The organism is Streptomyces sp. NPDC057253, assembly GCF_042669125.1.
Lineage (GTDB): Bacteria > Actinomycetota > Actinomycetes > Streptomycetales > Streptomycetaceae > Streptomyces.
This window is the reverse complement of record NZ_JBHUXV010000013.1, coordinates 102,029-122,135: the sequence shown is the minus strand read 5'-3', so window position 1 is coordinate 122,135 and position 20,107 is coordinate 102,029. Positions and strand designations below refer to the sequence as shown.

The following is a 20,107-nucleotide window of genomic DNA, read 5'->3' as shown; positions in this document are numbered from 1 at the left end:
TTAGTTAGACGCACTATCGAAATCGGCGTACGATGAACCGCATGCCCGAGCTCAGCCCTCGCCGACGCGTGCTGGTCCTCGCGATCTGCTGTATGAGCCTTCTGATCGTGAGCCTCGACACCACCGCCCTCAACGTCGCCCTGCCCGCCCTCCAGCGAGGCCTGGACGCGAGCACGGCGGGCCTTCAGTGGACGATCGACGCCTACACCCTCGTCCTCGCCTCCCTGCTGATGCTGGCCGGCTCCACCGCCGACCGGATCGGCCGCAAGCGGGTCTTCATGGCCGGCCTGATCGTCTTCACGGTCGGCTCCGCGCTGTGCTCCGCCGCGCCGAACCTGGACGCGCTGATCGCCTTCCGCATGGTGCAGGCGGTCGGTGGCTCGATGCTCAACCCGGTCGCGATGTCGATCATCACCAACACCTTCACGGACCCGCGCGAGCGGGCGCGGGCGATCGGGGTGTGGGGCGCGGTCGTCGGCATCTCCATGGCCGCCGGTCCGCCGGTCGGCGGGGTGCTCGTGGACGCGGTCGGCTGGCGCTCGATCTTCTGGGTCAACCTGCCCGTCGGGATCGCCGCCCTGCTGCTCACCCTGCGGTACGTCCCCGAGTCCCGGGCGCCCAGGGCCCGCCGGCCCGACCCGGTCGGACAGGTCCTCGTCATCGCCCTGTTCGGCTCGCTGACGTACGCGATCATCGAGGCGCCGACCTCCGCCCTCGGCTCGGTCCTGCCCTTCGCCGCGGTGGCCGCCGTCGCGCTGGCGGGACTCCTCTGGTACGAGCCCCGGCGCGACGAACCCCTCATCGACCTGCGCTTCTTCCGCTCCGCGCCCTTCAGCGGGGCGACGGTGATCGCGATCAGCGCGTTCGCGGGGCTGGGCGGGTTCCTGTTCCTGTCGACGCTGTACCTCCAGAACGTCCGGGGACTGGACGCGCTGCACGCGGGCCTGTGGATGCTGCCGATGGCGGTGCCGATGTTCCTGTGCGCGCCGCTGGCCGGACGGCTGGTGGGGTCGCGGGGGCCGCGGCTGCCGTTGGTGGTGGCGGGGGTCGCCATGACCGCGAGCGGGGTGCTCTTCGCGGCCTTCGACGCGGAGACGTCCGACGTGACGCTGCTGCTCGGGTACGTGGTGTTCGGGATCGGGTTCGGGTTCGTCAACGCGCCGATCACGAACACGGCGGTGTCGGGGATGCCGCGGGCCCAGGCCGGGGTTGCGGCGGCCGTGGCGTCCACGAGTCGTCAGTTGGGACAGACGCTCGGGGTTGCGGTGATCGGGGCGGTGCTTGCTTCCGGGGTGGGGGCGTCGTCGTACAAGGAGAGGTTCGTGTCCGCCGCGGGCCCGGGGTGGTGGATTCTGGCCGGGTGTGGGTTCGCGGTGCTGACTTTGGGAGCGGTGACCACTGGGCCGTGGGCCCGGCGTACTGCTGAGCGGGCGGCTGAGCGGTTGGAGTCTGCGGAGGTTCGCGAAGCGGCGGGGGTCAGCGCGTAGTTCGGCGGCCGGCCGCCGGTGGGGGCTTGTCGCGCCCACGCGGCGGAGCCGCAAATCGATACAGCCCCGCGCCCCTGAGTCAGTCAACCCAGCCGAGTCGGTCTCGTACCGTTCGCTCCACCGCAGGCACAAAGCGCTGCCCCGCCACCGCCAGGCCGATCGCCGCCGCCACCCCCGCCCACGCCACCGGGCCCAGCGGTGTGCAGCCCAAGAACTGGCTCACTCCCGGTGTCTCCACCACCGCGAACAGGACCGCCGCCGAGCCCAGGGACGTCACGCGGACCAGGGGGCTCTCCTTGCGGTCGGTCCAGGTCTGGGCGAGCTGGGTGCCGACCACCGCGCACAGGGCCATCGTCGTCGAGCGGCGGGCCGTGCCGGGGGTGAAGCGGCCGATGAGCCAGGCGATCGTGGCGCCGAGGCAGGTGGTGAGGGCCCGGGCGCGGATCTGGCGGGTGAGGGAGGGGCCGAGGACCGTGTCGACCGACGGGTTGCCCTCGGCCGGTTTCTCCGTGGGGGTCACCGCGACCGCCATCGCCGGGAACAGGTCGGTGAAGAGGTTCACCAGGAGCATCTGGCGGGTGGACAGGGGCGCGGCGCCCGACAGGAGGGTGCCGAGGATGCCGAAGCCCACCTCGCCCGCGTTGCCGCCGATGAGGATGGCGATGGCGTCGGCGACGCTGTGCCACAGGGCGTGGCCCTCGCGGACCGCCTCGATGAGGACGGAGAGGTCGTCGCCCGTGAGGACGAGGTCGGCGGCGTTGCGGGCGGCGGCCGAACCGCGGGCGTTGATGCCTACGCCGATGTCGGCGGCGCGGATGGCGGCCGCGTCGTTGGCGCCGTCGCCGACCATGCCGACGACCCGGCCGGCGTCTCGGAGGGCCTCGACGACCTGGAGTTTCTGCTCGGGCGCGACCCGGGCCACCACATCGGCGTCGCGCAGCATCCTGGAGCGGGCCGTGCGGTCGGCGGCGGCGAGCTCGTCGCCGGTGACGACCGTGGCGTCCTCGGGCCAGCCGAGGTCGGTGGCGATGGCGTGGGCGGTCCGCGGGTGGTCGCCGGTCAGCACGACGGGCCGTACGCCCGCCTCGCGCAGCCCGTGCACCAGGGCCGGCGAGGTCTCCCGGGGGACGTCGGCGAGGGCGAGCAGGCCCACGAACTCCAGGTCCCGCAAAGGCTCTTCGAGTACGGCCTGGGCGGCGCCGTCGAGCGGACGGCGGGCGACGGCCAGGACCCGCAGGCCGTCGGCCGCGAGGGAGTGGGCCCGGTCCTCGGCGTCGGCGGGAAGGCCGGCGCAGGCCGGCAGGACGGTTTCCGGGGCGCCCTTGACCACCAGGACCGGGGTGTCCTCGCCGCTGTGTCCGACGGCGGCCGCGTAGCCGCGGGCGGCCTCGAAGGGGAGGCCCTCCAGCTGGGTCCAGTGCTCGTCGGGGGCGGCCGCGTCCAGGACGGCCTCGTCGGTGGCGTGCGCCGGGCGATCCCCGGAGTCGCCGTTGAGCTGCGGGCAGGCGCGGGCCGCGACGCGCAACGGGCCGTCGACGCCGGGTTCGTCGAGGGTGTGGGCGATGCCGTCCGGACCGGCGACCCGGACCAGGCGCAGCCGGTTCTCGGTGAGGGTGCCGGTCTTGTCGAAGCAGATGGTGTCCATGCGGCCGAGCGCCTCCAGGGTGCGCGGGGCGCGGACCAGGATGCCGTGGGCGCTGAGCCGGCGGGCGGCCGCGAGCTGGGCCACCGTGGCGACCAGCGGCAGCCCTTCCGGTACGGCGGCCACCGCGACCGCCACTCCCCCGCTGACGGCCTGCCGCAGGGGTGTGCCGCGCAGCAGGGCGAGCCCGGTGACCGCGGCGCCGCCGGCCATCGTCAACGGCAGTGCCTTGCGGGTGAGTTCCTGGAGCCGGGCCTGGACTCCGGCGGCGGCCGGGGTGCGGGCGGCGAGCGCGACGGCGCGGGCGGCCTCGGTGCGTTCGCCGGTGTCCACGACGACCGCGCGGGCGTGTCCGGCGACCACCGTCGTCCCTTCGAAGACCATGCAGTGCCGTTCGGCCACGGGGGCGCGCGGGCTCGGGTCGGTGGACTTGGCCACCGGGAGGGATTCGCCGGTCAGCGCGGACTCGTCGACCTCCAGGCCGTCCTCCCACAGGAGGCGGGCGTCGGCGGGCACCACGTCGTCCAGGCTCAGTTCGATGACGTCACCGGGGCTGAGCCTGGCCGCGTCGACCACGTGCGGTTCCTCGTCGCGGTCCTCCTCCGCCACCCGGGCCTTCTGCTTCTGCTGGGCGAGCAGCCCGGACAGGGCCCGCTCGGCGCGCAGCCGCTGGAGCCCGCCGACGAGCGCGTTCAGGTCGAGGGCGCCGACCACCAGCAGGGCGTCCATCGCCGAGCCGAGGATCGCGGAGGCGGCCGAGCCGACCGCCAGGACGGGGGTGAGCGGGTCGTCCAGCTCCCCGCGCACGGCCCTGGCAAGCTGCGCGGACCATCTGGCGGGGGCCAGCACGGGCAGTCGTACGACGGTGTCGGCGGCGGTGCGCACCCGCGCGGTGGTCTGCTCGACGAGCGTGGGCTCCGGGGGCGCGTCCCGCTCCAGCCGCTCGCGTACGTCGTCCGGGTCCAGGGCGTGCCACGGCACCCGGGGCCGGGGGTGCGGCAGGCCGGTGGCCGCGACGCGCAGGGCGGCGCGGGTGCCGGTGAACAGCGCGGCGGCCGCGGCCGCGTCGACGGGCGCGTGCCGGAGGCCGGGGAGTGCCGTACGGCGGCCGCCGCGGCCCGACTCGCCGACGGCGACGAGGAGTCCGGACAGGGCGGCCCCGGAGCGGGCCAGGGTCTGGGAGCGGCGGCCGACCGCGCGGGCCTCCGGCACGGCGGCCAACAGCCGCCAGACGTCGGGGAGTCCGTGCGGGGCGAGGACGTCGGCACCCCAGGCGACCGCGCTGCCGCCGTCGGTGAGGGAGACGGCGACATCGCCGCGGAGGAGTCCGGCGACGAGGTCGGGGTCGTGAGGGCGGCCGACGGTGAGGACGCCGCCCCCGTCCTCGCTCTCGTCGCGGAGTTGGGCGACGACCTGGCTCAACGGCCGTTCCGCTGACACGACTTGGTCGGCGAGGCCGGTGAAGTCGGCGAGGGCGGGGTCGTCCACGACGACGACCCGCAGTCCTGCGCGGCGGGCCGCGTCCAGCACGGGTTCGGCCCAGGGGTCGGCGCCCGCGCCCGGGGTGCGCAGGGCGCTCGGGTGCAGGAGGACGGTGCCTACGGTCTCCAGCAGGCGCAGCCGCTCCGGGTCCCGCACCAGGACGCCGGTGCGGGACAGGGCGGCGCTCAGTACGGCGTGGTAGACGGCGGGGCCGTAGCGGGCGGCCTTGGGGGAGCCCGAGAGGACGGCCTCCGCGGCCTCGGTCACGTCGTGCTTGACGAGCAGCGCGGCGACGGCGCCGGCGAAGCTGCCCGCGGAGGCGTGGCTCGCGTACTCCTGGGCGGGTGAGGGCAGCGGGGGCGGGCGCAGGGCCTGGTCCGCGGGGACGCTGTCCCGGTCGGGGACGCACAGGTCGTCGTGGACGGCTTCGAAGGTGGCCGTCCGCACGATGGCCTCCGTCAGCTGGCAGGCGCGGAGGGTGCCGTCGAGGAGCAGGGAGGTGGGGCTCTGCCCCGCGCCGTGCACGGCGGCGTTCACGACGGCGAGCGCCACGTCGGTCCGGGCGTCTCCGAGCCGGCCTCGCAGCCAGCCCCGGAAGCCGGGGCTCTCCCTCAGCAGCATCACCGCCGCGGTCAGCGGCCGCGGGGAGGCCTGCAACCGCAGCGCGGACCCGGTGACGGCGGCGACGACCCCGACGGCGTCGGCGCCGAGCGCGATGGCGGCGGTCCGCACGGAGCCGGGGTCACCGGGGTGGGCCGGCTCCTCGATGTCCGGTCCGCCCGCCACCAGTCCGTGCCGCTCGGCGAGCTCGGCGACCCGGTCCTCGACCCAGTCGGCGGCCACGCCCTCGACAGCGGTGACGACGAGCCGCCCCAGACCGCCGTCCCAGTAGGCGAGGGCGATGTCGGAGTGCTCGGCCAGAGCGGCGGCGAGACGGCGAGCGCGGTGTGCCACACGTTCGCCCGCCTCCTCCGCGCGTTCGCCCGTCTTCTCCGCGCGTTCGCCCGTGTCGTCCGCGCGCAGTGACACGTGGACCCGTTGGCCCGCTCGCCAGTCCTGGGGTGCGCCGGGGAGGGCCGCGCGGGCCGCCCTCGCCGCGCGGGCCGCGAAGTCCGCGGTGCGTACGCCGGCCCGGGCCGTTCCGGCCGCCGCGCCGGCGGCGGCGCCGACCGCGGCGGGCGTCCCCCTGGCGAGCAGACGGGGACCGGCCAGGACGAGGCCCGCGGCGGCTGTCGTGGGGCGGGTGAGCAGCCCTCGGCTCATCGCCGGTCCCCGGCGGCGCCTCGCGCCCCGCCACGGGGACCGGTCGGCGAGGCCGTCTCGTGCACGGGCAACTTGTCCGACGGCGACGAGGCGACGGAAGCCTCACGCGACTCGTCAGCGGCGGACGGCCCCGCTGAACCGGACGGCCCCGAAGACGCCGTACCCGCCGAACCCGACGGCCCCGAAGACGCCGTACCCGGTGAGCCCGCCGCCCCAGAAGACGGCGTTCCATGGGTCGAGGCCAGTACTCGCGGTGTGGGCCTGTCGCCGTCGTCCTCCTGGTCCTCCCGCTCCTCCGGCCGCGACTGGGTCAGCCAGGCCACCGCCGCCCCGGTGACCGCGATCGGCCACTCCACGATGCCCGCGACGCCGAGCACGCCGGCGCCGGCGTACACCGCGAGCCGTCGGCCGCGTGGGGAGACCGCCGCGACCCGGTCCAGGGTTCCCTCGGCCACCCGGCCCACCGTCCCGGCACCGGGGACCTTGCCCAGCACCGACACGGCCGCCCGCAGCGGCTGCGGAAGCTGTTGCCGTTGATTCCCCTGTTCCTTCTCCGGGGACGTGTACGTGTGCGCTGCCTGCTGCGACGACTTCTGCTCGGCCATGATTCGCCTCGCCCGACTTGCTCGCCTGTGGGGGGTCTCACCTTCGGACCGCCCGAGTGCCCGGACGCGGCACCCTCACCCCCCCGGACCGGGCCGGACCGCGTCCCGCGGGGCTCGCCACCGGCGCCGGGCTCCCTCACGCGACCGGGGCGGCCCGCTCCAGCGCGATCGCGTGCAGCTTCTCCAGTCGCAGCCGGGACTCCTCGTCGGCCGGGGCGTAGGTCACCATGCGCGGCCCCGCCTCCGGGCCGAGCCACAGGTCGGTGTGGTCAACGGTGACCCGGCCGACGTACCGGTTCATGAACTCCTTGCGACGGCTGCGGTGTTCGACGATCTCGTGCCGGTCCCAGACCTCGCGGAACTCGGCGGACTCGGTGCGCAGCCGCTTCAGGAGCATCTTCCAGCCGGGCTCGGCGAGGTGCCCGGCCATGGTGGCACGGAAGCGGGCGGTCATCAGGCGCTGGGCCTCGGCCACGTGGACGATCGCGGAGCGCCAGTCGTCGTGGGTGTAGGAAAGGACCAGGCAGTTGCGGTCCTCGGGCGGCACCGCGTCCAGGTCGCACAGCAGCAGGCCGTAGGTGCGGTTGTAGGCGAGGATGTCGTAGCGGCTGTTCTGCACGCAGGCCGGGACCGGCTCCAGCTGCTCCAACAGCCGCCGGATCGCGGGGGTGATCGACGGACAGGCGGTGGCCGGGGTCGGGTCGACCGCGCCGGCGAGCTGGAAGAGGTGCGCGCGCTCACTCGGGTCCAGCAGCAGCGCGCGGGCGAGGGCGTCCAGGACCTGCACGGACACCTGGATGTCCCGGGCCTGCTCCAGCCAGGTGTACCAGGTGACGCCGACCGCGGAGAGCTGGGCGACCTCCTCCCGGCGCAGGCCCGGGGTGCGCCGCCTGCGGCCGCGGGGCAGACCGACCTGCTCGGGGGTGAGGTGCTCGCGGCGGTGGCGCAGGAAGGCGGCGACCTCATGGCGCCGGACCTCGGAGACGGAAGGGGCCGCCGGCGGGGCGGTTCGCGGTACGACGGTCTCCTGGGCCATGGTCGTCATGCCTCCAGCCTGCCTCCACCGGGACCCTGTTGCCAGGTGGTTCTTCTACCAGGATAAGAACACTCTGGTACCCCTCTGCGGACAGGCGCAGGCTCGACGGCGTGACCACCGAAACCACCACTCCACACCTCGTCCGCCCCGCCGCGCCGGCCGGGCTGGGCGGCCTCGGACTGTTCACGGTGCTGCTCGCCGCGGCACTGCCCCTGATCGACTTCTTCATCGTCAACGTGGCGCTGCCCACCATCGCCGCCGACCTGTCCGCGAGCGAGTCGGTCCTCGAACTCGTCGTCGCCGGCTACGGGTTGGCGTACGCCGTCCTCCTCGTCCTCGGCGGCCGGCTGGGCGACCTGTTCGGGCGGCGCCGGATGTTCCTGGGCGGTATGGCCGCGTTCGGGCTGACCTCGCTGGCGTGCGGGCTCGCGCCGAGCGCGTGGGCGCTGGTCGCGGCCCGGGTGGCCCAGGGCGCCGCGTCGGCCGCGATGCTGCCGCAGGTGCTCGCGACCATCCAGTCGGCGACCGCCGGACCCCGCCGGGCCCGTGCGATGGGCCTCTACGGCGCCACGGCGGGCCTCGCGATGGTGGCGGGCCAGATCCTCGGCGGTGTCCTGGTGGCGGCGGACATCGCGGGCACCAGCTGGCGGGCCGCGTTCCTGGTGAACGTCCCGGTCGTAGTCGTCGGCCTGCTCCTCGCGGCCCGTACGATCCCGGAGACCCGCTCCCCGCGCCCGGAGCCGGTGGACGGCCCCGGCACGGTCCTGCTCGCCGCGTCCCTGCTGGCGCTGCTGGCCCCGCTGACCGAGGGCCGGGCGGCGGGCTGGCCGCTGTGGACGTGGCTGTCACTGGCGGCGTTCCCGTTCCTGGCGGGGGCGTTCCTCGCGGTGGAGCGCCGGGCGGACCGCGCGGGGCGGACACCGCTGGTGCCGCCGAGCCTCTTCGCGCTGGTGTCGCTGCGCCGGGGCCTGGTCCTGATCGTGCCCTTCTCGATGGGCTTCTCCGGCTTCATGTTCGTGATCGCGGTGGCGCTCCAGGAGGGCGCGGGCCGCAGCCCGGTCCAGGCGGGCCTGGCCCTGGTCCCGCTGGCGGTGACCTTCCTGTTCACGTCGATCGCCGGGCCCCGGCTGATCGCCCGCTACGGCACCCGGGTGGTGACCGCGGGCGCGCTGATCCAGGGGGTCGGTCTCGGCCTGATCATCCTGGCCGCCCGGCTCTCCTGGCCCGACCTGGGCCTGCTCGCCCTGCTGCCCGGCGGTGCGATCGCCGGGGTGGGCCAGGCGCTCCAGCTCCCGGTGGTGCTGCGGCTCGTGCTGTCCGAGGTGCCGCCCGCGCGGGCCGGGGTGGGCAGCGGCGTGATGGTCACCACCCAGCAGGCCTCGCTGGCGCTGGGCGTGGCCACGCTGGGCAGCCTCTTCCTCGCCCTGGTGCCGGGTCTGGGCATGCGGGACGCCCTGGTGACGACCCTGCTCGTGCAGCTGGCCGGGGTGGCGCTGACGGGCGTGCTGAGCCTGCGGCTGCCGCGCACGATGACCTGACGCGGCTCAAGTCGCGGCGAACGCCCCGTGAAGATACTGCTGTTGATGTTGTTCTTGCTGCACACTCCTTGCCGGAGGCGAGGCACATGTTGCAGACGAACACGAGCAAGGTGAGCCGCTGGGACCAGCACGGGCGGGAGCACGTCGTCCATGTGCTGCGCAAGGGCCCGCAACGCATGATCAGATGCGAGACCTGCGGCTGGCGCAGGGCCGCGCAGTTCCTGCCCTGGCTGAAGGCGGAGGAGCATCTGGCCGAGGCGCACCAGGCCACGGTGGATCCGGCGGAGGGGTGAGGTTCAGGCGCCGTCGGGGGTGTCCAGGTCGGCGACCAGGCCCCGCAGCAGCGGTCCGTACTCGGGGTGGGCCAGGGCGTGCGCCATCTGGGCCACCAGGTAGTCGGCCGGATTTCCGGTGTCGTACCAGCGGCCCTGGATGACCTGGCCGTACACCGCCCGGGTCGCCGCGTAGGCGTTGATGGCGTCGGTCAGGTAGATCTCGCCGGTGCGGTGCTCGTACCAGCGGCGGGTGCGCTCGCGCAGTTCGTCGATGATGCCCGGGGTGACGACGTAGCCGCCGATCGCCGCGTAGGCGGACGGGGCGGCGGCGGGGTCGGGCTTCTCGACCAGGCCGGTGATGCGCAGGGTGCCGCCGCCGAGGTCCTCCTGCACGACGGGCACGCCGTAGCGCTGGGACTCGGTGGGGTCCATCGGCAGAAGGGCGAGGACCGGGCAGCCGGTCTGCTCGTAGGCGCGGATGAGCTGCTGGGCGCGCGGCACCTCGGCCACGAACACGTCGTCGGGCCAGAGCACGAGGACGGGTTCGTCGCCGAAGGAGCGGGCGGCGTTGAGGACCGGGGTGCCGTTGCCGTAGGGGCCGTGCTGGTCGAGGTAGGTGATGTGGCCCCGGCGGGCCAGTTCGGCGATCTCCTCGACGGCGTCCGCGTAGGCCGTCTTGCCGTCGGCGCGCAGCTGCTCGACCAGGGCGGGGTTGGGGCGGAAGTGGTCCTGGATCAGGGACTTGCCGCCGGAGACCACGATGGTGATGTCGGTGATGCCGGAGTCCACCAGCTCCCGCACGGTGTGCTCGACGACCGGCTTGTCGCCGACCGGGAGCATCTCCTTCGGCGTCGCCTTGGTCAGCGGCAGCAGCCGGGAGCCGAGGCCGGCGGCGGGGATCACGGCCCTGCGGATGGTCGGGGACATCGGCGCGCTCGCCTCTCTTCGGCCGGGCGGCACACTCTAGTCCGTGCGCAGGGCCCTCAGCAGGAGTTCCACCAGCGTCGCGAAGTCGTCGTCGGCCTCCGGCAGCTGCCACACGGTGAAGTACGCGGGGTCGTGGAAGCGGCCGGTGGCCTGGAAGACGGCGCGGGCCTCGGCCGCCGGGTCCCCGGCGGCGAAGGCACCGGAGGCGACTCCCGCCTCGATGATCCGGGTGAGCTGGCCGGTGAGGTCGTCGATGTGCTCGTCGACCACCGAGCCGGCCTCCCTGGTCAGCACCATGTAGGTGGCGAACAGCTCCGGATCGTCGTACGCCTTGCGGCGCTTGGCCTCGAAGAGGGCGGCGAGCCAGTCGCGCAGCCGGTCCCCCGGCGCCCGGTCCTCGTCGGCGGCGATGCCGGCGAGGGCCTCGGAGGTACGGTCCAGCCACCGCTTGATGACCGCCTCGCGGAGCGCGGCCTTGGTGCGGAAGTGGCGGTAGACGCTGCCGTGGCTGACGCCGAGCGCGCGGGCCACGTCGACCACGGTGGCCTTCGCGGGGCCGTGCCGGCGCAGCACCTCCTCGGTGGCTTCGAGGATGCGCTCGGCGGTCAGGGTCTCGGTGGTCGGTGCCATGTCCTGACGGTACCTGGCACGGTGGCCGCTACTTGCTGCCCAGGTGGGTCATCTGCGCGGCCGGATAGCGCTCGCCCGCCGCAGCGTCGGCCGGCACGGCGTCCTCGATCGCGCGCTGGTCGTCGGCGTCCAGTACGACGTCCAGGGCGCCCAGCGACTCCGCGAGCCGCTCCCGGGTGCGGGCGCCGACGAGCGGCACGATGTCCTCGCCCCGCGACAGCACCCAGGCGATGGCGATCTGCGCCACGGTGACGCCCTTCTGCTCGGCGATCTTCCGGAGCGCCTCGACGAGGTTCAGGTTGTGCTGGAGGTTGCCGTCCTGGAAGCGGGGCGAGTGGGCCCGGAAGTCGTTCGCGGCCAGCTGCCGGTCGGCGGAGAAGTGGCCGGAGATGAGGCCGCGGGACAGGACGCCGTAGGCGGTGATGGAGATGCCCAGTTCACGGGTGGTCGGCAGGACCTCCTCCTCGATGCCGCGCGAGATCAGGGCGTACTCGATCTGGAGGTCCGCGATGGGCGCGGTGGCGGCGGCCCGGCGGATGGTCTCGGCGCCGACCTCGCTGAGGCCCACGTGGCGGACGTAGCCCTGCTCGATCAGTTCGGCGATCGCGCCGACCGTCTCCTCGATGGGGACGTCGGGGTCGAGCCGGGCGATGCGGTACACGTCGATGTGGTCGACGCCGAGGCGCTGGAGGGAGTACGCGGCGAAGTTCTTCACGGCGGCGGGGCGGCCGTCGTAGCCCGACCATTCACCGCCCGGGCCGCGCAGCGCACCGAACTTCACGCTCAGCAGGGCCTGTTCGCGGCGGGCGGCGGGGGCGGTGCGCAGGGCCTCGCCGATCAGCAGCTCGTTGTGGCCCATGGCGTAGAAGTCGCCGGTGTCGAGCAGGGTCACGCCCGCCTCCAGGGCGGCGTGGATCGTGGCGATCGACTCCGTGCGGTCCACGTCGCCGTACATGGGCGACATGCCCATGCAGCCGAGGCCGAGGGCGGAGACCTGGGGGCCGGTGGTGCCGAGGGTTCGGGTGCGTATCGTCATGCGCTCCACTCTGGCATGACAGCTGACAGATTTCAATATCTGTCAGCTGTCACCCCCAGGCATGAAAAAACGCCGGGCGGGCCGACATGGCCCACCCGGCGTTCCGGTCGGGGACTAGGCGCCCACGAGGCGCCCCGCGAGGTAGCCCTCGATCTGGTCGAGGGAGACCCGCTCCTGCTTCATGGAGTCACGCTCGCGGACCGTCACCGCGTTGTCCTCGAGGGTGTCGAAGTCGACCGTGACGCAGTACGGCGTACCGATCTCGTCCTGGCGGCGGTAGCGGCGGCCGATCGCACCGGCGTCGTCGAACTCGATGTTCCAGTGCTGGCGCAGCGCCTGGGCGAGCCCCTTGGCCTTCGGGGACAGCTCGGCGTTGCGGGACAGCGGCAGGACCGCGACCTTCACCGGGGCGAGACGGTGGTCGAGGCGCAGCACCGTGCGCTTCTCCAGCTTGCCCTTGGCGTTGGGGGCCTCGTCCTCGACGTAGGCGTCGAGCAGGAACGCCAGCATCGCGCGGCCGACACCGGCCGCGGGCTCGATGACGTACGGCGTCCAGCGCTCGCCGGCCTCCTGGTCGTAGTAGACGAGGTCCTGGCCGGAGGCCTTGGAGTGGGCGGTGAGGTCGTAGTCGGTGCGGTTGGCCACACCCTCCAGCTCACCCCACTCGTTGCCGCCGAACTGGAAGCGGTACTCGATGTCGGCGGTGCGCTTGGAGTAGTGGGAGAGCTTCTCCTTCGGGTGCTCGTACCACCGCATGTTCTCCTCGCGCAGGCCCAGGCCGGTGTACCAGTTCCAGCGCTGCTCCATCCAGTACTCCTGCCACTTCTCGTCCTCGCCCGGCTTGACGAAGAACTCCATCTCCATCTGCTCGAACTCGCGGGTGCGGAAGATGAAGTTGCCGGGCGTGATCTCGTTGCGGAAGGACTTGCCCATCTGCGCGATGCCGAACGGCGGCTTCTTGCGCGAGGCGACCTGCACCTGGGCGAAGTTGGTGAAGATTCCCTGCGCGGTCTCCGGACGCAGGTAGGCGACCGAGCCGGTGTCCTGGGTCGGGCCGAGGTGGGTGGAGAGCAGACCCGAGAACTGCTTGGGCTCGGTGAACTGGCCCTTGTTGCCACAGTTGGGGCAGTTCACGTCCGCCAGGCCGTTCTCCGGGGCGCGCTTGTGCTTGGCCTCGTAGGCCTCCTCCAGGTGGTCCGCGCGGAACCGCTTGTGGCAGGAGGTGCACTCGGTCAGCGGGTCGGTGAAGGTGGCCACGTGACCGGAGGCGACCCAGACCTCGGGGGCCAGGATCACGGACGAGTCGAGACCGACCACGTCCTCACGCGACGTCACCATGTAGCGCCACCACTGACGCTTCAGGTTCTCCTTGAGCTCGACACCCAGCGGTCCGTAGTCCCAGGCGGCGCGCTGACCGCCGTAGATCTCACTACAGGGGAAAACGAAGCCCCGGCGCTTGCTCAGGCTGACGATGGTGTCGATCTTGTCGGCGGCCACGGTGCTCTCTTCATGACGAATGGACGGCAGCGAATGCCTCAGGTTACCGGCGCTTCCACCCCCGGTATCAAATCGGTTCGCGGTCCGAGGCTTTGTTGACAACGGTTTCCATATTTGATGAAAATGACTGTCATGAACGTACGACGACGCCTGATACCCGCGGTCGCCGCCGCCGCTGCCCTCGCCGCCCTCTCCGCGTGCTCCACCGACAGCGCCGCCGCGGGCAACACCGACAAGTTCGACGTCGTCGCGTCCTTCTACCCGATGGCCTTCCTCGCCGAGCAGATCGGCGGAGACCACGTGCACGTCACCAGCCTGACCCAGCCCGGCCAGGAGCCGCACGACCTGGAGATCAGCGCCAAGCAGACCGCGCAGCTCCAGGAGTCCGACGCGGTGCTCTACCTCAAGAACCTCCAGCCCTCCGTCGACGAGGCGGTGGCCCAGTCCGGGGTCGGGACCACGATCGACGCGGCCACGCTGACCTCCCTGGAGGAGCACGGCAACGAGGTCGGCGGCCACGCGGCCGAGCACGACGACGAACACGGCGAGGAAGCCGGCGGCAAGGACCCCCACATCTGGCTCGACCCGGTGAAGTACGCGGAGGTCGCCCAGGGCGTCGGTGCCGCCTTCGAGAAGGCCGACCCGGACCACGCGGCGGCCTACAAGGCCAACACCGCGGCCCTGGTGAAGAGGCTCGACGCCCTGAACACGCAGTTCGAGGACGGGCTGAGGAACACCGACTCCAAGGTCTTCATCACCACCCACGCCGCCTTCGGCTACCTCGCCGAGCGCTACGGCCTCACCGAGGAGGCCATCAACGGCCTCGACCCCGAGTCGGAGCCCAGCGCCAACCGCGTCAGGGACCTTGAGAGGATGGCGAAGGCCGACGGCGTCACCACCGTGTTCTACGAGACGCTCGTCAGCGACAAGACCGCGAAGACCATCGCCTCCGACGCCGGGCTGAAGACGGACGTCCTCGACCCGATCGAGGGCATCACCGCCAAGTCCCGCGGCAAGGACTACTTCTCGGTCCAGGAAGCCAACCTCAAGGCGCTCCAGAGCGCCCTGGGAGCGAAATGACACCGGAGGACGGCATGACCGAGCCCGCCATCGCGTTGCGCGGGGTCCGCGCCGACCTGGGCTCGCGCCCCGTCCTGCGCGGTATCGACCTCACCGTGGAGCGCGGTGAGGTCGTCGCGCTGCTCGGGGCCAACGGCTCCGGCAAGTCCACCGCGATCCGCGCGATCATCGGCCAGGTGCCCGTGTCCGCCGGGGAGATCGAGCTCTTCGGCACCCCGCGCGCCCGCTTCCGCGACTGGGCCCGCATCGGCTACGTCCCGCAGCGCACCACCGCCGCGGGCGGGGTCCCCGCGACCGTCACCGAGATCGTCTCCTCCGGTCGGCTCTCCCGCGCCCGCTTCGGCATGCTCCGCAAGGCCGACCACGCGGCCGTGCGCCGGGCCCTGGAGCTGGTCGGCATGGCGGACCGCGCGAAGGACTCCGTCAACGCCCTCTCCGGCGGCCAGCACCAGCGCGTCCTGATCGCCCGCGCCCTCGCCGCCGAACCCGAACTGCTGATCATGGACGAGCCGATGGCGGGCGTGGACCTGGCCAGCCAGGAGGTGCTGGCGCGGACGCTGAAGGAGCAGGTGGCCCAGGGCGCCACGGTCCTGCTCGTGCTGCACGAACTCGGCCCCCTGGAGCCGCTGATCGACCGCGCGGTCGTCCTGCGGGACGGCTGCGTCCTGCACGACGGCCCTCCCCCACGCGCGGTCGGCCAGCACGCCCTGCCGGGCCACGACCACGTCCACCCCCACTCCCCCGAGCACGAGCCGATGCGCACAGGACTGCTGAGCTGATGGACCTCCTCGACTACGCCTTCATGCAGCGGGCCCTGCTCGCGGCCGTCCTGGTCGGCATCACCGCCCCCGCCGTCGGCATCTACCTGGTCCAGCGCCGCCAGGCCCTCATGGGCGACGGCATCGGCCATGTCGCGATGACCGGCGTCGGCCTCGGCTTCCTGCTCTCCTGGTCGCCGGTGTGGATGGCGACCCTGGTCTCGGTGCTCGGCGCGGTCCTCATGGAGCTGATCCGCTGGTACGGGAAGACCCGGGGTGACATCGCCCTCGCGATGCTCTTCTACGGCGGTATGGCCGGCGGCGTGATGTTCATCAACCTCGCGCCCGGCGGCTCCAACGCCAACCTGACCTCTTACCTGTTCGGTTCACTGTCCACGGTCTCCGAGTCGGACGTGACGGCGATCTGCGTGCTGGCCGCGTTCGTGGTGCTGGTCACCCTGGGCCTGCGCCGGCAGCTCTTCGCGGTCAGCCAGGACGAGGAGTTCGCCCGGGTCACCGGACTTCCGGTGCGGGCGCTCAACCTGCTCACCGCGGTCACGGCCGCGGTCACGGTGACCGTCGCCATGCGGGTGGTCGGACTGCTGCTGGTGAGCGCGCTGATGGTGGTGCCGGTGGCGGCGGCCCAGCAGCTCAGCCGGAGCTTCGCGGCCACCTTCGCGATCGCGGTCGCGATCGGGGTGACGGTCACGATCGGCGGCACCGTGACCTCGTACTACCAGGACGTGCCGCCCGGTGCGACGATCGTGCTGCTGACCATCGCCGCGTTCATCCTGCTGACCGCCCTCGCCACCCCGCTGGCCAGGCGCCGCGCCCGCGCGGCGGCCGCCCGGCAGCCGGCCGGGGACCCCGCGGAGTGTGCAATTCCGGCCACTCGGGAGCCGGAGGGCACGGCCGGCGTCTGACCAGGCACAGGCCGGGCTGGCACAATGGCCCGGCAGGCGCCGAACGAAGGAGGAACCCGTGACGACCGCTGGACCGCCCGTGAAGGGCCGCGCCACCCGGCAGCGGGCCGCCGTGGCGGCGGCCCTCGACGAGGTCGACGAGTTCCGCAGCGCGCAGGAACTGCACGACATGCTCAAGCACAAGGGCGACGCGGTCGGTCTGACCACGGTCTACCGCACCCTCCAGAACCTCGCCGACGCGGGCGAGGTCGACGTCCTGCGCACCTCCGACGGCGAGTCCGTCTACCGCCGCTGCTCCTCCGGTGACCACCATCACCACCTGGTCTGCCGGGTCTGCGGCAAGGCCGTCGAGGTCGAGGGTCCGGCCGTCGAGAAGTGGGCCGACGCGATCGCCGCCGAGCACGGATACGTCAACGTGGCGCACACCGTGGAGATCTTCGGCACCTGCGCGGACTGCGCGACCGCCGCCCAGAGCTGACCCACAGCAAACACACATCGGAGCCGAGGGATAACCCTTGGCTCTCACTCCACTGCATGACATGACCCGGACAACCGTGCCACGCTCCCTCCAGCTCTCACGCAGTTCCCGCACGGCACCTCCACCCCCGTCGTCGCAGTAGGAGTACGAGTGAGACCCTCCCCACGAAGATCCGCCGTCGCCGCGTCCCTGGTGGCCGCCGCGTCCCTCCTCGCCGTAGGCGTCCAGACGGTCCCCGCCGCCGCCGGGCCCGCCTCCCCCCACCCCAGCCCGCTGCGCGCCGGAGGCCTGGAGGCCAAGCTCTCCCCGGCCCAGCGCACCGCGCTGATCAAGAGCGCGTCCGGCAAGGCAGCGGCGACCGCCGACTCCCTGGGCCTCGGAGCCAAGGAGAAACTGGTCGTCAAGGACGTCGTCAAGGACAACGACGGCACCCTGCACACCCGTTACGAGCGCACCTACGACGGCCTGCCGGTCCTCGGCGGCGACCTGGTCGTGCACACACCCCCGGCCTCGCTGGCCGCCGGCACCGTGAGCACGACCTTCAACAACAACCGCCGTACCGTCTCGGTGAAGTCGACGACCGCGACTTTCGGCAAGGCGTCCGCCGAGTCCAAGGCGCTGAAGGCCGCCAAGGCGCTCAAGGCCGACAAGCCCGCCGCGCAGAGCGCCCGCAAGGTGATCTGGGCGGGCTCGGGCACCCCGAAGCTCGCCTGGGAAACGGTGGTCTCCGGCTTCCAGGACGACGGCACCCCCAGCAAGCTGCACGTCATCACCGACGCCACGACCGGCGCCGAGCTCTCCCGCTTCGAGGGCGTGGAGACCGGCACCGGCAACAGCCAGTACAGCGGCTCGGTCACCCTGGGCACCACGCTGTCCGGGTCGACGTACCAGCTGTACGACACCTCGCGCGGCGGCCACAAGACGTACAGCCTCAACAACGGCACCTCGGGCACCGGCACCCTGATGACCGACGCCGACGACGTCTGGGGCACCGGCTCGGGCTCCAACACCCAGACCGCCGGCGTGGACGCGCACTACGGCGCCCAGGAGACTTGGGACTTCTACAAGAACACCTTCGGGCGCAGCGGCATCAAGAACGACGGGGTGGCCGCCTACAGCCGCGTCCACTACAGCTCGTCGTACGTCAACGCCTTCTGGGACGACGACTGCTTCTGCATGACCTACGGCGACGGCTCGGGCGGCACGCACGCGCTGACCTCGCTGGACGTGGCCGGGCACGAGATGACCCACGGCGTCACCTCCAACACGGCCGGGCTCAACTACACCGGTGAGTCGGGGGGCCTCAACGAAGCCACCTCCGACATCTTCGGCACCGGCGTGGAGTTCTACGCCAACAACTCCACCGACGTCGGTGACTACCTCATCGGCGAGAAGATCGACATCAACGGCGACGGCACGCCGCTGCGGTACATGGACAAGCCGAGCAAGGACGGCAGTTCGGCGGACAGCTGGTACTCGGGGGTCGGCAACCTCGACGTGCACTACTCGTCCGGGCCCGCGAACCACATGTTCTACCTGCTCTCCGAGGGCAGCGGCACCAAGACCATCAACGGCGTCACCTACACCAGCACGACCTCCGACGGGGTCGCCGTCGCCGGGATCGGCCGGGCCGCGGCCCTCCAGATCTGGTACAAGGCGCTGACGACGTACATGACGTCCAGCACCACCTACGCCGGCGCCCGCACCGCCGCCCTGAACGCGGCCGCGGCGCTGTACGGCACCAGCTCCACCCAGTACGCCGGGGTCGGCAACGCCTTCGCGGGCATCAACGTCGGCAGCCACATCACCGTGCCGTCGACCGGTGTGACGGTGACCAACCCGGGCAGCCAGACCAGCACGGTCGGGACGGCCGTAAGCCTCCAGATCAGCGCGAGCTCGACCAACAGCGGCTCACTGACCTACGCGGCCTCCGGTCTGCCCACCGGGTTGTCGATCAGCTCGTCCACCGGCGCGATCTCCGGGACTCCGACCACGGCCGGGACCTACAGCACCACGGTCACGGTGACGGACAGCACGGGGGCGACCGGCACGGCGTCCTTCACCTGGACGGTGAACGCCTCCGGCGGCGGCAGCTGCACCTCGACGCAGCTGCTGGGCAACGCGGGCTTCGAGTCGGGCAACACGACCTGGACCGCGTCCAGCGGGGTGATCACCAACGCCAGCGGTGAGGCCGCCCGTACCGGCTCCTACAAGGCGTGGCTGGACGGCTACGGCTCCACCCACACCGACACGCTGTCCCAGTCGGTGACGGTCCCGAGCGGCTGCACGGGCACGACCTTCACCTTCTACCTGCACATCGACACGGCGGAGACCACCACCAGCACGCAGTACGACAAGCTGACGGTGACCGCCGGGTCGACGACCCTGGCCACGTACTCGAACCTCAACGCGGCCAGCGGTTACGTCCAGAAGTCCTTCAGCCTGTCGGCCTTCGCCGGTCAGACGGTCACGCTGAAGTTCACCGGGGTCGAGGACTCCTCGCTCCAGACGAGCTTCGTGATCGACGACACGGCGGTGACGACCAGCTGAGTCCTTCGTAGTCGGTGAAGGGCGGCTCGGGGGCTCAGGCCTCCGGGTCGCCCTTCATCGCCTCCTCCATGGCGAGCAGCTCCTCGTTGGGGACGGCCCCGCCGAAGCGGCGGTCGCGGGAGGCGAACTCGACACAGGCCCGCCACAGGTCGCGGCGGTCGAAGTCGGGCCACAGGACGTCCTGGAAGACCATCTCGGCGTACGCGCTCTGCCAGAGCAGGTAGTTGGAGGTGCGCTGCTCGCCGCTGGGCCGCAGGAACAGGTCCACGTCGGGCATGTCCGGGTAGTACAGGTACTTCGCGAGGGTCTTCTCGGTGACCTTGGCGGGGTCGAGGCGGCCCGCCTTCACGTCCTCGGCGAGGGCCTGCGCGGCATCGGCGATCTCGGCACGTCCGCCGTAGTTCATGCAGAAGTACAGCGTGAGCTTGTCATTGCCCTTGGTCTGCTCCTGGGCGACCTGGAGCTCCTTGGCGACGGACTTCCACAGCTTGGGCATCCGGCCCACCCAGCGCACCCGGACGCCGAGCTCGTCGAGCTGGTCGCGGGTCTTGCGGATGAAGTCGCGGTTGAAGTTCATGAGGAAGCGGACCTCGTCGGGCGAGCGCTTCCAGTTCTCGGTGGAGAAGGCGTACAGCGAGATGTTCTTCACGCCGGCCTCGATCGCGCCCTGAAGGACGTCGAGCACCCGCTCGGCGCCGACCTTGTGCCCCTCCGTCCGCGGCAGGCCGCGCTCCTTGGCCCAGCGGCCGTTCCCGTCCATGACGATCGCCACGTGCTCGGGGATCAGCTCTCCGGGGAGCTTCGGCGCGCGGGCGCCGGACGGGTGCGGCTCGGGCGCCCTGTACTCACGGCGCTGACGACCGAGGATCCCGCGTACGACCATGGTGGTTCTCGTCTCCC

16 protein-coding genes are annotated in these 20,107 nt (G+C 72.3%); 8 read left to right on the top strand and 8 right to left on the bottom strand.

The window, feature by feature from the left end; genetic code table 11:
• Positions 1-41 precede the first annotated feature (41 nt).
• On the top strand, positions 42-1,487 hold the full coding sequence (locus tag ACFULQ_RS10225) for an MFS transporter (protein ID WP_383540817.1): 1,446 nt from the start codon (positions 42-44) through the stop codon (positions 1,485-1,487).
• Between the two features lie 79 nt (positions 1,488-1,566).
• On the opposite strand, the gene ACFULQ_RS10220 is transcribed toward ACFULQ_RS10225, so the two are convergent.
• From ACFULQ_RS10220 to ACFULQ_RS10210, 3 genes are all read right to left on the bottom strand, one after another.
• A complete protein-coding gene (locus tag ACFULQ_RS10220; protein ID WP_383540814.1) occupies positions 1,567-5,874 on the bottom strand; it encodes an HAD-IC family P-type ATPase in 4,308 nt (1,435 codons plus the stop codon).
• Positions 5,871-6,479 carry a hypothetical protein gene (locus ACFULQ_RS10215; protein ID WP_383540812.1) on the bottom strand — a complete coding sequence of 203 codons (609 nt, stop codon included), beginning with the start codon at positions 6,477-6,479 and terminating at the stop codon, positions 5,871-5,873. Before ACFULQ_RS10215 ends, ACFULQ_RS10220 begins: the two co-directional genes overlap by 4 nt.
• Positions 6,480-6,615: 136 nt before the next feature.
• Positions 6,616-7,515 carry a helix-turn-helix domain-containing protein gene (locus ACFULQ_RS10210; protein ID WP_383540838.1) on the bottom strand — a complete coding sequence of 300 codons (900 nt, stop codon included), beginning with the start codon at positions 7,513-7,515 and terminating at the stop codon, positions 6,616-6,618.
• A 110-nt stretch (positions 7,516-7,625) separates the two neighbouring features.
• Here ACFULQ_RS10210 and ACFULQ_RS10205 point away from each other — a divergent pair, with 110 nt between their 5' ends.
• Positions 7,626-9,053 carry an MFS transporter gene (locus ACFULQ_RS10205; RefSeq protein ID WP_383540809.1) on the top strand — a complete coding sequence of 476 codons (1,428 nt, stop codon included), beginning with the start codon at positions 7,626-7,628 and terminating at the stop codon, positions 9,051-9,053.
• Between the two features lie 86 nt (positions 9,054-9,139).
• Positions 9,140-9,346, top strand: coding sequence for a hypothetical protein (locus ACFULQ_RS10200; protein ID WP_383540806.1), 207 nt, complete (start codon positions 9,140-9,142; stop codon positions 9,344-9,346).
• 3 nt (positions 9,347-9,349) lie between these two features.
• Here the strand turns inward: ACFULQ_RS10200 and ACFULQ_RS10195 are convergent, their stop codons facing one another.
• The 4 genes from ACFULQ_RS10195 to ACFULQ_RS10180 all read right to left on the bottom strand — a co-directional run bounded on the left by ACFULQ_RS10195 (position 9,350) and on the right by ACFULQ_RS10180 (position 13,418).
• On the bottom strand, positions 9,350-10,255 hold the full coding sequence (locus ACFULQ_RS10195; protein ID WP_383540804.1) for a UTP--glucose-1-phosphate uridylyltransferase: 906 nt from the start codon (positions 10,253-10,255) through the stop codon (positions 9,350-9,352).
• A 36-nt stretch (positions 10,256-10,291) separates the two neighbouring features.
• Positions 10,292-10,885 (bottom strand): TetR family transcriptional regulator, encoded by a 594-nt coding sequence (locus tag ACFULQ_RS10190; protein WP_383540801.1) that lies wholly within the window; start codon positions 10,883-10,885, stop codon positions 10,292-10,294.
• Positions 10,886-10,913: 28 nt separating this feature from the next.
• Positions 10,914-11,921, bottom strand: a complete 1,008-nt coding sequence (locus tag ACFULQ_RS10185; protein WP_383540798.1) for an aldo/keto reductase — start codon at positions 11,919-11,921, stop codon at positions 10,914-10,916.
• Between the two features lie 114 nt (positions 11,922-12,035).
• The gene (locus ACFULQ_RS10180; protein WP_383540796.1) at positions 12,036-13,418 is read right to left on the bottom strand and encodes a glycine--tRNA ligase; all 1,383 of its coding nucleotides are present in this window, start codon (positions 13,416-13,418) and stop codon (positions 12,036-12,038) included.
• A 132-nt stretch (positions 13,419-13,550) separates the two neighbouring features.
• Between ACFULQ_RS10180 and ACFULQ_RS10175 the strand changes: the two genes are divergently transcribed.
• From ACFULQ_RS10175 to ACFULQ_RS10155, 5 genes are all read left to right on the top strand, one after another.
• Positions 13,551-14,498 (top strand): metal ABC transporter solute-binding protein, Zn/Mn family, encoded by a 948-nt coding sequence (locus ACFULQ_RS10175; RefSeq protein ID WP_383540793.1) that lies wholly within the window; start codon positions 13,551-13,553, stop codon positions 14,496-14,498.
• Positions 14,495-15,277: a metal ABC transporter ATP-binding protein gene (locus ACFULQ_RS10170; RefSeq protein WP_383540790.1), complete on the top strand. Its 783-nt coding sequence runs from the start codon at positions 14,495-14,497 to the stop codon at positions 15,275-15,277. Before ACFULQ_RS10175 ends, ACFULQ_RS10170 begins: the two co-directional genes overlap by 4 nt.
• Positions 15,277-16,179, top strand: coding sequence for a metal ABC transporter permease (locus ACFULQ_RS10165; RefSeq protein ID WP_383540787.1), 903 nt, complete (start codon positions 15,277-15,279; stop codon positions 16,177-16,179). The genes ACFULQ_RS10170 and ACFULQ_RS10165 overlap by 1 nt, the downstream gene beginning before the upstream one ends.
• Before the next feature lie 58 nt (positions 16,180-16,237).
• Positions 16,238-16,657: a Fur family transcriptional regulator gene (locus ACFULQ_RS10160; protein WP_383540784.1), complete on the top strand. Its 420-nt coding sequence runs from the start codon at positions 16,238-16,240 to the stop codon at positions 16,655-16,657.
• 150 nt (positions 16,658-16,807) lie between these two features.
• Positions 16,808-19,207 (top strand): M4 family metallopeptidase, encoded by a 2,400-nt coding sequence (locus tag ACFULQ_RS10155; protein WP_383540782.1) that lies wholly within the window; start codon positions 16,808-16,810, stop codon positions 19,205-19,207.
• A gap of 34 nt (positions 19,208-19,241) precedes the next feature.
• On the opposite strand, the gene ACFULQ_RS10150 is transcribed toward ACFULQ_RS10155, so the two are convergent.
• Positions 19,242-20,090 (bottom strand): isoprenyl transferase, encoded by an 849-nt coding sequence (locus tag ACFULQ_RS10150; protein WP_383540779.1) that lies wholly within the window; start codon positions 20,088-20,090, stop codon positions 19,242-19,244.
• Positions 20,091-20,107 lie beyond the last annotated feature (17 nt).

Bases quoted from the DNA above. Each gene is read 5' to 3' on its own strand.
- ACFULQ_RS10225 (WP_383540817.1), top strand. From the start codon at position 42: ATGCCCGAGCTCAGCCCTCGCCGACGCGTGCTGGTCCTCGCGATCTGC.
- ACFULQ_RS10220 (WP_383540814.1), bottom strand. From the start codon at position 5,874: ATGAGCCGAGGGCTGCTCACCCGCCCCACGACAGCCGCCGCGGGCCTC.
- ACFULQ_RS10215 (WP_383540812.1), bottom strand. From the start codon at position 6,479: ATGGCCGAGCAGAAGTCGTCGCAGCAGGCAGCGCACACGTACACGTCC.
- ACFULQ_RS10210 (WP_383540838.1), bottom strand. From the start codon at position 7,515: ATGGCCCAGGAGACCGTCGTACCGCGAACCGCCCCGCCGGCGGCCCCT.
- ACFULQ_RS10200 (WP_383540806.1), top strand. From the start codon at position 9,140: ATGTTGCAGACGAACACGAGCAAGGTGAGCCGCTGGGACCAGCACGGG.
- ACFULQ_RS10195 (WP_383540804.1), bottom strand. From the start codon at position 10,255: ATGTCCCCGACCATCCGCAGGGCCGTGATCCCCGCCGCCGGCCTCGGC.
- ACFULQ_RS10190 (WP_383540801.1), bottom strand. From the start codon at position 10,885: ATGGCACCGACCACCGAGACCCTGACCGCCGAGCGCATCCTCGAAGCC.
- ACFULQ_RS10185 (WP_383540798.1), bottom strand. From the start codon at position 11,921: ATGACGATACGCACCCGAACCCTCGGCACCACCGGCCCCCAGGTCTCC.
- ACFULQ_RS10175 (WP_383540793.1), top strand. From the start codon at position 13,551: ATGAACGTACGACGACGCCTGATACCCGCGGTCGCCGCCGCCGCTGCC.
- ACFULQ_RS10170 (WP_383540790.1), top strand. From the start codon at position 14,495: ATGACACCGGAGGACGGCATGACCGAGCCCGCCATCGCGTTGCGCGGG.
- ACFULQ_RS10165 (WP_383540787.1), top strand. From the start codon at position 15,277: ATGGACCTCCTCGACTACGCCTTCATGCAGCGGGCCCTGCTCGCGGCC.
- ACFULQ_RS10150 (WP_383540779.1), bottom strand. From the start codon at position 20,090: ATGGTCGTACGCGGGATCCTCGGTCGTCAGCGCCGTGAGTACAGGGCG.